Here is a 15,578-nt window from a genome sequence, read left to right on the forward strand (position 1 = left end):
CGGTTTTCGTACTGATATTGATGTTGCCGCTTAGTCTTAGCTGCGGATTTTACGGTATATCCACAGCACGACAATACCGCCGATCACTGCCACCACGAAGCTGCCGAAGTTAAAACCGTCGACTCGGCCAAAACCAAAGAAGGTGCTGATGTATCCCCCAACGACTGACCCGATGATGCCGAGGATCACGGTCAGGAAAAAACCACCTCCGTCTTTGCCAGGCATTATCCACTTGGCCAAAATACCCGCAACCAACCCAAAAATAACCCAGGACAAAATTCCCATAATAACCTCGCTTTTTTATGGAGGGCTATCCTACCCGCCCCCCGCCGGGCCACCATATTGCGGTGCTAAAACGCTCCCAGCGTTTTGATATTTCCATGATGGATTTATCTGCAAAAATCGCTGATGCAGACAAGACGCGGTTCTAAGTATAGACAAGAATTATCATTCGGGGAGAAGCGGACGCTGTTTAGCTAACCGATTGATTACATTATCGACTACCAGCGATAAGACGGCATGCGTTACTCATTTGTAAACGTTTCCTAAACGAAGTCGATATTTATAATCGTTTATGGAAATAATCCTAACTGATGAGATATCCCCCTCAGCTAAACTGTTTGTTACAGCACATTCCCGCAGTTTCAACAGGATTCACTGAGGAACACCATGAAGGAAGTCAGTAAAGAGCGATTTATCGGGCTCGAATGGCTGCGATTTCTGCTCGGTTGCTATGTGATGATTTATCACACGGCGCATCTTTATCCCCAGCGTGAGCGCGTGCCGTTTTTAAACGAGCTCACCAGTATGGGATTTTTTGCAACCAGCACGTTTTTCGTGCTGTCTGGCTTTTTATTGGCGCATGTTTACATCAAAGACGGACGTCTGCGCGAACCCGCGCGCCGGTTCTGGGCAAAGCGGTTTTTTAATCTCTATCCGATCCATATTATCGCCCTGCTGGCGTCAATCGCCGTCGTCACCCTAATGCAATGGCTTGCCGTACCGCCTGAAGGGCAAGTCGCCAGCGCGCGCTTTGTGATTTATGACACCAACGAGCCGAATGTCGATCCGCAAACGCTGCGCCACTATATGACAGACGCGCAACTGGCGTTTAACAGTCTATTGCAGCTATTAATGTTACAGGCGTGGAACCCGTATTTCCTGACGTTTAACGCCCCGCTGTGGTCGCTTTCCACCCTTTTCTTCTTCTATTTGACGTTTCCTGTCCTGGCGCCCCGTCTGCTCAGAAGCATCCATCCCTGGATGTGGATGGGGATTGTTTGTCTGTTATACCTGGTGCCGCCGATATGGGTTGTCTGGCAGCAGCAGTATGGCATGCCATATACCGGGCTGTTGCAACGCGGACCGATCTTCCGCTTGCCTGAGTTTTTGGCCGGCATTCTGGGCTATGCCATCTTCCGCAACTACCGTCAAAAGGAAATCAATCCACTCAGCAAGGCCCAGTATTACGGCATTACGCTATTCATCGTCGCCAGCTTTATTATCGGCACCTGGCTGTTTACTCATGGCGAGGCATATTGGTATTTTCTGCTGCATAACGGCTTGCTGCTGCCTGCCCAGGTGGGGCTGGTCTGCATCAGCGCGTTAGCCAGAGAACCCAACAGCAATTGGCTGCGGCATTGGTCGCCGCGATTGGGGGCGGCATCGTTATCGATCTTTGCACTGCATGTGCCGCTATTTAACCTATTCCGCACGGTCGAGCAACTGGTGCGAGGCAACCCGCTGGCCTGCTTCACCGATTGGGATCAGTGCATTGCCGCCGCCGGACAGGTTCAACTGTCGCTGATGGGCTACATTATTTTCCTGTTTTCCACCGTGGTGCTGTGCGTGCTATTCCAGGAACAGATTGTTTTCCGCGTCCGGCAATTTCTGACGGAGCGTTATCTAAATCGCAATCTGTCATCCCGCTCACAGAGCGCAACTTAAATTCCTTGACAGCTATAACGCAAACTGTGATGAGTATCGCGTTATAGCTGTTAATCATCAATCGCATCTTTTATAACTATTTACATTCTAATCAATAGCGGTTTTAGGCTAGAGCATCCCTTAAATTCCTGTTAATGTTCCCCTTCCGGGCTGAACCGGTTCATGATTCATCGGCCGTACGTCTTAAATGACGTCTTTCAAAACCTGTCACTACTGTTTATTTGGCAAAATGACACTATCCAAACACGCAATATCTTCCCTGAGTCTGGCTATCGTTCTTGCTTCCGCAGGAATTAGCCAAAGCCGCGCCGACACCATCTGGCTAACTAACGGCGATCAGATCAGCGGTAAGATCACACTGCTCGACAGCGGTAAATTGTTTATCACCACCGATTATGCAGGCTCGATTTCCGTTTCATGGGATAAGGTAAAAACCTTTGAAACCGATCACGGGCTGGTGATTCAGGGAGAACGTTACAAGGAAGGCGAACTGTATCCGGTGATTAAGGCCGGGGAAAATCGTGCGATTATCGCCACGCCGTCAATATCCAGCGATACTGCCGGACCCAAAACATTGCAGCTCTCCGATATCACCTCCATTGTCGCCCAGAAGCCGCTGGTAACGGATCTCTCCTGGAAAGGCAATATCGATGCGGGGATGTCGCATAAGAAAAGTTCGACTGAAACAGAAAACTATGACGCCACCCTCAGCACGCAGGCCCGCCATGGAACCTGGCGCCACAATATTGATGCCAGCTACCATCTGGCAAAAGAGAACAATATAGAAAGCACCAAGAATGCCGGCGGCGAATATGCTCTGGATAAATTCTTGGATGAAAACTGGTTCTGGCAGGGACGTTATCAATACAAGCGTGATTGGATAGAAAATATCAAGATCAGCCGTTCATTCGGTCTTGGTCCTGGCTACCAGTTCTGGGATAACGATCTTGGCGCGTTCTCATTGACTTCGCTGGTCAGCACCCAGACCTATGTCTATCAGGATAACGATGAAGATAACTTCTACACTGGCGGGATTAAATGGGATTACAACCGTTTCCTGTTCAGTAAATCAGTGGAAGCCTTCACCAGCGGCGAATTGGGCCGATCCTTTGACTCTACCGCGCCGCTTTACCTGAAAGCCGATGCCGGTCTGCGTTTCAAACTGACCGACTGGTCTTCATTGAGCATGAAAGTGTCACGCACCCGTACCGAAAGCAAGCAAGGGAATGTTAACGACACGCTGTACACGATGGGCGTGGGCGTAGGCTGGTAATCGCCGCGCTCAGCTTGAATACCGGTCAGCGAACTTCATGAAGATGGCGTTCGCTGACGGTCTTTTTAACATTGCCCTTCATTACCGTTCGCCGCCGTTTGCTGTTGCAGCGCCCGAACCTGCTGAGCCAGTTTGCTTAACTCGTCGTCTTCCATTCCATAGTTTTTCAATTCTCGTTCGAGCGCGTACAGATACTGCGCATTCGTCCCCAGCGGGCCGCTGGCCTGAGCGATAAGCGGAGCAACACGTTGAATACAGGTGTCTTCTTCAATGAGAGGATGATCCATGGCTGAAACGAATACCAATGCAGTGACAGTGTCACCATTCTTCTGCTGTAGTTCAAACCACTCGGGGCGATAACATCCCGTCAGCATTTCGCGTTTCCACAGCAGTTCCAAATCCTCACGCAATGAAGATTCCGACAAGCGAAACGCCAGCCCGGTGGTTTTCCCGCCCGGAATCAGCGCCAGCATGCGGCCGGGGCGATTGACCGTCCCCCGCCCAACCGTCAGGCGCAGACAAAAAGCCCGATGCCAGTCATGCAAGGTAGCCAGGCAGGCTTCTTCTGCATCAAAAACCGGGTTCCACATCAGCGAACCATAACCAAATACCCAAACCGGGCCGTGGTTGGGACGACAGGCCAGCGTCTTTTCTAAAGATTCCGCTCGCTGCTGCGGCGTAAGTAGTAAAGCCTCCTCAATACATCCAAAAGACGTTCTACAATCTGCTTTCTGCAAAAAATCACGTGTCAACACGACTTACCACTCCTGGACCATACTATCTACTGCCTTTCAGGCCTGCTATCGTTCAATCCTTAAACCCCAACACTGTCGCTTGGTTGTACTTACGGCAGTAATAACAGTGAGGTTATTCATTTCCTGTGCCGCAATCAAGTTTGATCTCGCACACAAAAAATGGAAATGTCCCCATCAGGGGAAAACAATGATAAATCACGTCCGGCATGCTGTACCTAATAAAGATCAAAGCGCATCTAACGAATCAGTAAACTGAAAAAGACAGGGAGCCGGAGAAAGCTATCGATTCGGCCCAAATCTTCCGAATTAATCTACACTGGGTAACGGTAGAGCGGAATCGCCGGAAAAGCCGGGTTAATCTGAAAAATAATATCTGGATTTACGCCGGCCCGCCGGTAGCGTTCGGATTGTCACTCAGCGCCGGCCTCATGCCGGTTACGGTTGGAGATGTCTGCGTAATAGGCTTTACGCAACCACTCATCGGCGAAATGGATTAAATAAAACGGATTTCCATTATAAACGCTAAGGTAACTTCACCAATTTTGGAAATCACCATAAAAAAAGGCATTTAATATTATTGTGATAGAAAGAAGATAATGGAATTACGCCAATTCGCTTTAATTATTGGTTTCAAGCGTAAAAATCCGTAAAAAAGACACAAAAAGCCATAGAATCTGTTAATCTACACTTTCTTTTTACGCTATAACTACTTTTCAGTAACCTAATTGCTAAAAAATAAATCTTTAATGACATTTTGTTCTTTGCCGTAGCGCATATCTGCTGGATAAGGAGAACCCCCGTAATGAAGTCTCACTCTGAGGTTGTCAAAACCCGCCATCAGGAATATTCACTTATTCTGCCGGTCGTTGCACTGATCGTTCTGTTCCTGTGGGGGGGCACACAAGATTTCCTCGCCATTTTGGGTATTAACTTACTGGCTTTGGCCGGTATTCTGTTCAGCGCCTTCAGCGTTGTTCGCCATGCCGATGTATTGGCCCATCGTTTAGGCGAGCCCTACGGTTCGCTGATCCTCAGCCTGTCGGTGGTCATTCTTGAAGTCAGCCTGATTTCAGCGCTCATGGCGACCGGCGATGCCGGCCCGGATCTCATGCGGGATACGCTCTATTCCATTATCGTCATCGTCACCGGCGGGCTGGTCGGCTTTGCGCTGCTGCTGGGGGGACGTAAGTTTGCGACTCAGTACGTTAACCTGAGCGGCATTAAGCAGTACCTGATGGCGATTTTCCCGCTGTCGGTGATCGTGCTGGTTTTTCCCAGCGCTTTGCCTGAAGGTAATTTCAGCGTGGGCCAGTCGCTGATCGTGGCGCTGATTTCCGCGGCGATGTATGGCGTATTCCTGTTGATTCAAACTCGCACGCACCAAAGCCTGTTTGTTTACGAGCATGAAGACGAAGGCGACGAGGACGATCATCACGGCAAGCCGTCGGCGCACAGTTCGTTATGGCACACGGCGTGGTTGCTGATCCACCTGATTGCCGTTATCAGCGTCACCAAAATGGATTCACAGCCGCTGGAGGCGTTGCTGACGACGATGAATGCGCCGGCCCAATTTACCGGTTTTCTGGTCGCGCTGCTGATTTTGTCGCCCGAGGGTTTAGGCGCGATCCGCGCCGTGCTGAAGAATCAGGTACAGCGTGCGATGAATCTGTTTTTCGGTTCCGTACTGGCGACGATTTCGTTAACCGTGCCGACCGTGACCGTGATTGCCATGCTGACCGGCCGCACGTTGAATTTCGGGTTGGATATGCCGCATATCGTCGTGATGCTGTCGGTATTGGTGTTGTGTCATATTACGTTTTCAACCGGCAGGACCAACGTCCTGAGCGGTAGCGCGCATCTGGCGTTGTTCGCCGCCTATTTAATGACCATTATGCTTTAACCCCTTCTTTTTTGCCGGCATTGCATTCTCGCTTTGCCGGCCCCCATAACAAGCATCTCTTGATGTATATCTGGATTTTCTAAGAACATCAGGCGTATCGTATATAGCGTATATCTACGACGGACCCAGCCGGCCCGCCATTTTGTTTTTCTTTTTATTGGTTCTTTTTTAGATGAAAACGCATGGAATTAACGGCATCAAACCGTTCAGCGCGCTTATTGATGCGTGCTGGCGCGAAAAATATACACTACAACGTTTTACCCAAGATATTATTGCCGGCATCACGGTTGGTATTATCGCCATTCCTTTAGCCATGGCGCTGGCTATCGCCAGCGGGGTTCCTCCACAATACGGGTTGTACACTGCGGCTATCGCCGGGATTGTTATTGCAATCAGCGGCGGTTCCCGTTTTAGCGTCTCCGGGCCAACGGCCGCCTTTGTTGTTATTTTATATCCGGTATCTCAGCAATACGGCCTCTCGGGCCTACTGATCGCCAGCCTGCTTTCCGGCGTATTCCTGCTGCTGATGGGGATATGCCGCTTTGGGCGGTTGATTGAATATATTCCGCTGTCGGTGACGCTGGGCTTTACCTCCGGGATTGCCATCACCATCGGAACAATGCAGATCAAGGACTTTTTCGGCCTGCATATGGACGTGGTTCCCGAGCACTATGTCGGCAAGGTCGCCGCGCTGGTTCAGTCAATGCCTACGCTGCATATTGGCGATACGCTGATTGGCATCGTCACGTTGGCGGTGTTGATTGGCTGGCCGAAACTGGGCATCCGCCTGCCGGGGCATCTGCCCGCGTTGCTGGCTGGCGTTGCCGTAATGGGGGGACTGTCGTTATTCGGCATTAATGTCGCCACCATCGGCTCCCGTTTCAGCTACCTGCTGGCCGATGGCACCCAGGGTCAGGGTATCCCGCCGATCTTGCCCCAGCTCATTCTTCCCTGGAATGTGGCGACGCCGGGCGGTCAGTCCATGAATCTCAGTTGGGAAAGTATTTCCGCTCTGCTGCCGGTAGCCTTTTCGATGGCGGTGCTGGGCGCGATTGAGTCTCTATTGTGCGCCGTGGTGCTGGACGGCATGACGGGTAAGAAACACAATTCGAATGCCGAACTGGTGGGACAAGGTTTTGGTAATATCATCGGCCCGTTCTTTGGCGGCATTACCGCTACCGCCGCTATCGCCCGTTCCGCAGCAAACGTCCGCGCCGGCGCGACGTCGCCGGTTTCAGCCATAGTCCACTCGCTGATGGTTTTGCTGGCGCTGCTGGTTCTTGCTCCCTGGTTGTCTTACCTGCCGCTGGCGGCAATGGCGTCATTGCTGTTAATGGTGGCCTGGAATATGAGTGAGGCCCATAAGGTAATCGACCTGCTGCGCCACGGCCCGAAAGACGACATCATCGTGATGGTGCTGTGTATGTCGCTGACCGTGCTGTTTGATATGGTCGTGGCCATCACTATCGGGATTGTGCTGGCGTCGCTGTTGTTTATGCGCCGCATTGCCCGGATGACCAAACTGAGCGAACTGCCGGGAACCCAGTTGCCGGACCATCTGGTGCTGCGCGTCAACGGTCCGCTGTTTTTTGCCGCTGCCGAGCGTATCTTCAGTGACTTGCTGGACCGCAGCGAAGATTACCAGACCATCATCCTGCAGTGGGACGCCGTCCCGGTGCTGGATGCCGGCGGGTTGAACGCCCTGCTCCGCTTCAGTGACGCGCTGCCGCAAGGGAAGCAACTGATTATCACCGATATTCCATTCCAACCGTTGAAAACGCTGGCGCGCGCGAATGTACACCCGATTGAAGGCCGTCTCAGTTTTTACGGTTCTTTATCGCAGGCGTTAGACGCTATCGGGGAAACGAAGTCGTTAAAAGCGCCGGAGTAAGCTGCGGCGATATGTTTTCTCAGCCGTTGTCTGGCTGGGTAAAACCGCTTTGACACACAAAAGGCACTCCGGCGACGGCTGGCGTGCCTTTTTAGTTATCGCCGATTGCGCAATGGCGGGCGTTACCGGTTTTTATTTGGTAACCCCGCCCGGCTCGGCGACAATCCGTACCGACAGACACTCATCCTGCTGCGTTAACGCCAGCGCGTCATGACACTCCTCGTCAATTATGCCCAGTTGCTCATTGGTCAGCGAGTAAGGCAGTTGAATATCAAACGCCTGCAACCCTTGCCGCCGCGCCAATTCAATCAGCCTTACAATGTTCGTTTCATCGCTTACCTGAGTGGAGAGAACCTGCAAGGCAAGCAGTTTTAGCCGCTCTTTGCCGGACGCTTTCTGCCAGGATAACGGTATTTTGGTCACCATGCCGAAAATCGGCCAGACACCGTAAATGGCATCAATAAATCGCCAGCGTTTCTTACACAATGCGGACAGGTAATCTGTATAGTCGATGCATATTCTTTCACCAAAATATGCCGGTTCAGGGTGATACTCCGCCATCCCCTTTCTCCTCTACGCCGGTGAGTTCACCGCGCCGTTTTGCGACAAAACATTATCACGCGAAACCGTTTATTCGATTATATTGGCACGGTTTAATGTGATTTTACCAGTCGGCGCCGCAGGATTGATTGTGGCAACTTTTCCTTCCGCCCCCATTTTGATCGCCGTCGGCACAAGGCCAATCCGTCTTGCCCCGGCGCGCCCGCCGTGAGCCACAACGCCAGCAGTCGGCAAGCGGAAAGCACGGCTATTCCGCAGGAAAGGATGCTGGGACTGAATGGCGGCTGCGCTGCGCTGAGAAGAACAGTTAACACCCGTTTACGCTTCATCTCTGGAGCTTGCTTTGCCATCGGTCTATGCTACCGAAAGCGATTTTCAGATAGTACGAGTACCATGTATAAAATTGTTTTTGTAGAAGACGATGCGGAAGTCGGTAAGCTGATTGCCGCGTATCTTGGCAAACATGATATTAATGTTCAGGTAGAGCCGCGAGGCGATCGGGCGCTGGAATTTATCGAGCGGCAGCAGCCTGATCTGGTACTGCTTGATATCATGCTGCCAGGTAAAGACGGTATGACGCTCTGCCGGGAACTTCGTCCCCAGTATAGCGGCCCGATTGTTTTGCTGACCTCGCTGGATAGCGATATGAATCATATTCTGGCGCTGGAAATGGGGGCCGACGATTATATTCTGAAAACCACGCCGCCCGCGGTTTTGCTCGCCCGGCTGCGTCTGCATTTCCGTCAGTACGCCAATGCGCCGCAGGCCGGGATAGAGCCGGCCGTCGCGCCTTTGCAGGTGCATAAACCCCTGCACTTTGGTTTGCTGTGCATCGATCCCGTCAACCGTGAAGTCACGCTGGGCGAGGAAAACATCGCGTTATCAACCGCCGATTTCGATCTTCTCTGGCAACTGGCTACCCATGCGGGAAATATCATGGACCGCGATGCGTTGCTGAAAAACCTGCGCGGTGTGAGCTACGACGGCATGGATCGCAGCATTGACGTCGCCATCTCCCGTTTACGCAAAAAATTATACGACAACCCGACGGAACCCTTTCGTATCAAGACCGTGCGTAACAAAGGCTATCTGTTTGCTCCCAACACCTGGGAAAACGTTGAGCCATGAGAAAGTTGTTCATCCAGTTTTTTTTATTACTGTTCGCCTGCTTTGTGGTTATGACGTTATTGGTAGGGCTGGTTTATAAAGTCACCGCGGAACGTGCCGGACGGCAATCCATGGATGACCTGATGAAAAGTTCGCTCTACCTGATCCGTAACGAACTCCGCACCATTCCTCCCCGTGACTGGCATAAAACAATCAGCCAGTTGGATCTGAATCTGTCGTTTCAACTGCAAATCGAACCACTAAATAAATACGCATTAAGCCCGAAAACACAGCAGCGGCTGAATCAGGGCGAAATCGTCGCGCTCGATAATGAGTATACGTTTATCCAACGTATCCCCCGCAGCCATTATGTGTTGGCGGTCGGCCCCATTCCCTACCTGTTTTTTCTGCATGAAATGCGTCTGTTGGATCTGTTATTGGTGCTGATCATCGGTCTGTCGCTGGCGCTGCCGGTATTTTTGTGGATGCGCCCCCACTGGAAGGCGATGCTGCAACTGGAAAGCGCGGCGTTGCGTTTGGGAGACGGGCACCTCGAAGAGCGTACCCACTTTGACAATACTTCCAGCCTGTTTCGTCTCGGTATCGCTTTTAACCTGATGGCGGACAACCTCAACCAACTGATCGCCAGTAAAAAACAGCTTATCGATAATATTGCCCACGAGTTACGCACGCCGCTGGTGCGTTTACGTTACCGGCTCGCTATCAGCGAGAATCTGACGGATGAAGAGCAACAGGCGTTAAACCGGGATATCGGCCAGCTTGAATCGCTGATTGACGAATTGCTTACCTATGCCAGGCTGGACAGGCCGCAGGTCGCATTGCATCTGACTGAAATTGATCTTCCCGCGTGGTTACGCAGCAAAGTCGATGACTTCCGGCTTGTCCATGCTGATAAAGACATCACGCTGGATATCCCGAAGCCGGCGAATTTCGGCTTTCTCGATCAGCGTCTGATGGAACGAGTGTTAAACAATCTGGTTAACAACGGATTACGTTTCTGCCGCACCCGATTGCACATCAGCCTGCTGATGGATAACCGCAATATGGCCAGCCTATACGTTGAGGATGACGGCCCCGGCATTGCGCCGGATCAGCGCGAACATATCTTTGAACCGTTTATCCGTCTAGAGGCGGGAATTGAGAACAGCAGCGGCGGATGCGGACTCGGGCTGGCGATTGTTCACGCCATTGTCCGCGCCCATGAAGGGACGATCGTCGTGGATAATAGTTCGCTCGGCGGAGCCAGATTCTGTTTTTCCTGGCCGGTAAAACGCGCCGCCGCGCCGCAGGCGCTGCCGCATCATAAATAAATTTTTAGCGCCGAATCCGGGTTTGTACATTCGGTTACACGCCGAAACCAATCACTTACGGAAGCCAATTCATTTTTTCCCTATTCTCTCTTCACCGACCCGGGTTTGGGTCACGAAACGTGAACAGTAATGAGGAAATGATAATGAACAAAGTATTAGTTATGATCGCGGGTGCGGCTCTGGGTCTGTCTTCTGCGGCGTTTGCCGCCAGCACTGCGCCTAGCGTTCCGGCTCAACCTACCGCTACTTCCACCACTTCCGCTCCGGCTCAAGCGACTCACAAAAAACATGTGAAGAAAGCTAAAACAACGGAACAAAAAGCCCAGGCGACCAAAACCAAAAAACAGGTGAAGAAAGAAGCCAAACCCGTTGAACAAAAAGCGCAGGCTGCGAAAAAGAAGGTGAAAAAAGCTAAAACGGCAAAACCGGCTACTACGACTCCAGCCGCTTAATCAACCGGTTGCGTCATCACCGCAATGACGAAAGATGACCTCACCATAGGTTTTGATGATGAGGTCTCTGATATCGCAACAATGACTTAATAGCCGTTTCAGGTAATATCCAAACACCCGGCTGACCGTAATAAGCGGCATTACGGTCGGTTGCGTGTTTATTTAATGGGATATCAGATGATGTCGCGTCGTTACTCATTTGAAATCATGTTATCGCTGGTTCTCGTCTGTGGGCTCATCACCCTGCTCTTTTTTCTATAGTTCATTGGGTTAAAGCCTCTCTTCGCTTAAAAACTTCATTCGGCTTAACCGCTTGCAAGCCAAAATGCATCTATAGTTATTTGACTTAATTTGTTTATCAAGACGCAGACTTTTAACGTAAGGCTCAAGACTACATGCGCATATCGGCCTGGTTGTTATGTTCATTATCTTTTCTCGCCCCTTTTTGTTGGGCTGAAGACTCCACTTCCGATGCGGCGAAACAACAGCAGATTCTATTTTTCAACCATGATGACCGGGATCGCGTACCGGACGCCGCGCTGTGGCCGTGGCAGGCTATCGGCCAGCTTGAAACCGCCAGCGGCAATCTGTGTACGGCAACGCTTATCTCTCCGCATCTGGCGCTGACTGCCGGACACTGCGTGCTGATACCGCCCGATGGCAAAGCGGATCGGCTGGTCGCGCTGCGCTTTCTCGCCACGGATGATGGTTGGCGGTATGAGACGAAAGATATTGAGATGTTGGTGAACAAGAACCTCAGCCGAAGGCTGGAAGCCGACGGCGACGGCTGGGTTGTTCCCTCCGCGGCGGCGCCGTGGGACTACGCGCTGATCCGGCTAAAACAGACGCCGCCGGGCATTGAGCCGATCCCGCTATGGCAAGGCAGCCGCCATGAATTAATGCAATCATTAGCGCAAAATGAGCAACAGGTGACCCAGGCCGGGTATCCGGAAGATCATCAGGATGCCCTTTACCGTCACCAGAACTGCATAATAACGGGCTGGGTGCGGCAGACGGTGCTATCGCATCAGTGCGATACCTTACCGGGTGATAGCGGTTCCCCGTTGATGCTGCACTCGGCATCAGGATGGACAATCGTTGGCATTCAAAGCTCTGCGCCTGCGGCCATCGATCGTGATAAAGCGGATAATCGCGCCGTTTCCGTTATCGCAATCCGCGAGACGCTGGAAGCATTGGCGAAAAAATCGGCATCAATAACGCCGTAACATTTGCGCATAAGCGCTTTCACTATATTTTACCTATCGAAAAAACAATTTCTCGCCAATGCACAACTTGAGGCGAATCATTCGCTCGAATACGGCCACAATTTATGCACTATTAAAGCCGTACACAAAAACATCTTATTAGTTTCACAAAAGACAAAATTGATTAACATGCAACTTGTTAATGCATAAGGGTTTTATGATAGATAAATATTAAAGGCCGTTATTATCAATGAGAATGTTATCAAGTTAATCTTATTTTCATTGTCATTAAGCAAAATTTTCTTTCATTTATTTCGCATAACAAAGCTCATATCCGCTATGGGCTTCGTTATGCCTATAATAAACTACCCTACTCTTATTTATACATGTTACTGTGTAAGGATAGCTTTTAATTCATTTTGCAATAGCTATTGTTGCATGATAGGAGGAGCCAGCATGTTAAAACATTTAAGCCATGATGAAAAAAAACGCATGCAGACTCTGGACACATTGCAGGAATTTGATATATCTCAAGACGATATTCTTAATAAGCTTACCGCTCTGGCTTGCCAAGTATTGAAAATGCCGACCTCATTAGTGACGTTGAGCGGATCTCGCAAGCAGCATGTGAAAGCAAAAACCAATTTCGCCTTAAATGAAATGGAAAAATTGGGATCATTCGATCAATTCACGGCGCAAACAGGTTGTTTTCTTATCTGCCAGGATGCGATGAGGGATGAAAGATTTAAAAAAAACCCTTACGTTTCAGGCGCGCCTTATATCCGCTTTTATGCCGGTATTCCCCTTTTTACTGAAGAAGGCTACGCCATCGGCACCCTGTGCGTCATAGATTATGTTCCCCGAACCTTCAGTATGAGCCAGCTACACACGCTTAAGAATTTAGCGAATATCGCTATGTCATTGATTAACTATCGTAATGCGATCGGTTTGGTCGATGCGGTGACGATGCTGCCGAATCGCCAACAGCTGATCGAAGATATTAATCATATGACGGATATCCATGAAAACTATCTGCTGATCCTTATTGAAGGCATTGATGTTTCCTACGCTTATCAAATGAGCCGGGCGCTTGGCATGCCGACGGTAGAAGGGATGTTAAAAGATATCGGCATGTTCCTGCGTTTGTCCTTTAACTTTAGCGAAAATGTTTATTGTACGGCGTTGGGGCGTTTTGCGTTGCTGGTCAAGGCTGACAGGAAAGCGCAGATTCTAGCTAAGCTTGAAGAGTGCGCCGATCGCATCCAGGAAAGTATTATCAGCCATGTTCCGTTAAAACTGGAATTATTTGTCGGCTATACGGAATTTAGAATTCCGGTAAGCGATCCGCAACGTATCCTGCGTGAATCAATGAGCGCCCTATACGATGCCATTGATAAAAATATCCGTCAGAGCGCATACCATGAAGGCAGCGATAAAGCTCAACAGCTTTCCTTTACCCTGCTTAATGAGCTTGCCGATGTATTACTTCACAATAAACCAGGGTTATATCTGGTTTATCAGCCTAAACTGAATATCAAAACCCGTCAGGTTATTGGCGCTGAAGCGCTCATTCGCTGGCATCAGTCTGATTTAGGCAACATTCTTCCCGATAGATTTATTCCCCTGGCGGAAGGCACTACGCTAATGCAGCCGCTAACAGAATGGGTCATTAAGCAGGTAGCCCGGCAGCTAAAAATATGGCGTCAGGCCGGAATGTTATTTCCGGTGTCCATCAATATCGCCGCCAGTAATTTTGCCGAAGAAGATTTCATTTCACGGCTAATTAATAGCCTTGCCGAACATAATCTGACCCCTGCCGATATTGAACTGGAATGTGTGGAAACGCAGAAAATAGTGGAAAGCTCCGAAACACTTGCTGCAATACTTGAGCTAAAACAGCGCGATTTCACTATTTCGCTGGATGATTTTGGCGCGGGGTACAGTAATTTAAATTATCTGAAAAATATTCCGGCATCGATAATAAAACTGGATAAATCGCTGATTCAGGGTATTAAATCCGATCTGGATAGCCGCATTGTTGTTGAATCGATCATCGGCATGCTGCATAAACTTAATTACAACGTTCTCGCCGAGGGCGTAGAGGATGATGAGACTCTGGACTACCTTGACCACTTTGGTTGCGATGAAGTTCAGGGGTACTATTTCTCCCGGCCGCTTCTTCCCGATGATTTCGTTTCGTGGCTTCGTAATCATGAGGCCCGGATAACGGCATAAAAGCCAAGAGCATTTTCATGACCATTTTTGACGACAAGCAAGATATTGATGACCTGAACAAAGCCATTGCCCTATTGGAAGCGCCTTCAATCACCATACAACTGGCTAACCTGATAGGCGGACCGATTGAATGGAGCATGGCCAAACTGCCCGCCATGGTGAAAAACAAGGTGCAGGATGTTGTTCATGCCGCGCTGCATAAATCCGTTGACGCCGCTTTATATACCATGGACGACGATCCGAAAAGAGCCTCCTCGACCAAAACACACAAGCTGGCGGCCGCTACGGCCGGCGCGGTCAGCGGTTTCTTCGGCGCTGCGGGATTACTGGTCGAACTCCCCGTAAGTACCACAATCATGATGCGTTCAGTCGCGGATATCGCCCGCAGTGAAGGTTTTTCACTGGCCGATATTTCCGTCAAGGCCGCCTGCGTTGAAGTTTTCGCCCTCGGCGGCCGCAGCAAAAGCGATGATGCGGCAGATTCCGCCTACTATGCTTCCCGCGCGGTGCTGGCCGACGTCACCAAGCATGCCGCACGCGAATTAATCGATATTGCCAGTAAAAAAAGCGCAGAAAAAGCGTCTGCAAGAATCACCACCACGCAGGCTGGAAGAGCATTGGCGCAACTGATCGACGCCGTGGCGACACGCTTAGGCATCACCATCACTGAAAAAATGGCCGCGCAGATCGTCCCGGTTATCGGGGCGGCCAGCGGCGCAGCCATCAATACGTTGTTCATTAACCATTATCAAAACATGGCGAAAGGCCATTTCATCATCAAACGCCTGGAGCAGAAATATGGCGAGGATGAAATCAAGTCGGCTTATATTCGGCTAAAAGATGATATCCGCCCCGCCTGACAGTGAGCGAACGGGCTCATAGGTTACAACGTCACCACTGGCGTTCACTTGAATAAGCAAT

General features: G+C 50.4%; 13 protein-coding genes. 10 read left to right on the top strand and 3 right to left on the bottom strand.

Annotation, left to right across the window (positions count from 1 at the left end):
* Nucleotides 1-36 precede the first annotated feature (36 nt).
* On the bottom strand, nt 37-285 hold the full coding sequence (locus tag HC231_RS11545) for a GlsB/YeaQ/YmgE family stress response membrane protein (RefSeq protein WP_208231093.1): 249 nt from the start codon (nt 283-285) through the stop codon (nt 37-39).
* A 384-nt stretch (nt 286-669) separates the two neighbouring features.
* Here HC231_RS11545 and HC231_RS11550 point away from each other — a divergent pair, with 384 nt between their 5' ends.
* Together HC231_RS11550 and HC231_RS11555 are read left to right on the top strand one after the other, a co-directional pair.
* Nucleotides 670-1,947: an acyltransferase family protein gene (locus HC231_RS11550; RefSeq protein WP_208231094.1), complete on the top strand. Its 1,278-nt coding sequence runs from the start codon at nt 670-672 to the stop codon at nt 1,945-1,947.
* Between the two features lie 229 nt (nt 1,948-2,176).
* On the top strand, nt 2,177-3,220 hold the full coding sequence (locus HC231_RS11555; protein ID WP_208231095.1) for a DUF481 domain-containing protein: 1,044 nt from the start codon (nt 2,177-2,179) through the stop codon (nt 3,218-3,220).
* A 65-nt stretch (nt 3,221-3,285) separates the two neighbouring features.
* Here the strand turns inward: HC231_RS11555 and HC231_RS11560 are convergent, their stop codons facing one another.
* Nucleotides 3,286-3,975, bottom strand: coding sequence for a gamma-glutamylcyclotransferase (locus HC231_RS11560; RefSeq protein ID WP_208231096.1), 690 nt, complete (start codon nt 3,973-3,975; stop codon nt 3,286-3,288).
* An 802-nt stretch (nt 3,976-4,777) separates the two neighbouring features.
* Here HC231_RS11560 and chaA point away from each other — a divergent pair.
* A complete protein-coding gene (chaA, locus tag HC231_RS11565; protein ID WP_208231097.1) occupies nt 4,778-5,875 on the top strand; it encodes a sodium-potassium/proton antiporter ChaA in 1,098 nt (365 codons plus the stop codon).
* A 172-nt stretch (nt 5,876-6,047) separates the two neighbouring features.
* Complete coding sequence (dauA, locus tag HC231_RS11570) at nt 6,048-7,766, top strand: C4-dicarboxylic acid transporter DauA (protein WP_208231098.1); 1,719 nt, start codon at nt 6,048-6,050, stop codon at nt 7,764-7,766.
* A gap of 132 nt (nt 7,767-7,898) precedes the next feature.
* On the opposite strand, the gene HC231_RS11575 is transcribed toward dauA, so the two are convergent.
* Nucleotides 7,899-8,327, bottom strand: coding sequence for a hypothetical protein (locus HC231_RS11575; protein ID WP_208231099.1), 429 nt, complete (start codon nt 8,325-8,327; stop codon nt 7,899-7,901).
* A 393-nt stretch (nt 8,328-8,720) separates the two neighbouring features.
* Between HC231_RS11575 and rstA the strand changes: the two genes are divergently transcribed.
* From rstA to HC231_RS11605, 6 genes are all read left to right on the top strand, one after another.
* Nucleotides 8,721-9,455, top strand: a complete 735-nt coding sequence (gene rstA, locus HC231_RS11580; protein WP_208231100.1) for a two-component system response regulator RstA — start codon at nt 8,721-8,723, stop codon at nt 9,453-9,455.
* A complete protein-coding gene (gene rstB, locus HC231_RS11585; protein WP_208231101.1) occupies nt 9,452-10,765 on the top strand; it encodes a two-component system sensor histidine kinase RstB in 1,314 nt (437 codons plus the stop codon). Before rstA ends, rstB begins: the two co-directional genes overlap by 4 nt.
* Nucleotides 10,766-10,908: 143 nt before the next feature.
* A complete protein-coding gene (gene asr, locus HC231_RS11590; protein ID WP_208231102.1) occupies nt 10,909-11,217 on the top strand; it encodes an acid resistance repetitive basic protein Asr in 309 nt (102 codons plus the stop codon).
* Between the two features lie 395 nt (nt 11,218-11,612).
* A complete protein-coding gene (locus tag HC231_RS11595) occupies nt 11,613-12,443 on the top strand; it encodes a trypsin-like serine peptidase (protein WP_208231103.1) in 831 nt (276 codons plus the stop codon).
* Between the two features lie 435 nt (nt 12,444-12,878).
* Nucleotides 12,879-14,657: a sensor domain-containing diguanylate cyclase gene (locus HC231_RS11600; protein WP_208231308.1), complete on the top strand. Its 1,779-nt coding sequence runs from the start codon at nt 12,879-12,881 to the stop codon at nt 14,655-14,657.
* 17 nt (nt 14,658-14,674) lie between these two features.
* Nucleotides 14,675-15,517 (top strand): EcsC family protein, encoded by an 843-nt coding sequence (locus HC231_RS11605; RefSeq protein ID WP_208231104.1) that lies wholly within the window; start codon nt 14,675-14,677, stop codon nt 15,515-15,517.
* Nucleotides 15,518-15,578: the final 61 nt, after the last annotated feature.

It is taken from the genome of Brenneria izadpanahii (genome assembly GCF_017569925.1).
GTDB lineage: Bacteria > Pseudomonadota > Gammaproteobacteria > Enterobacterales > Enterobacteriaceae > Brenneria > Brenneria izadpanahii.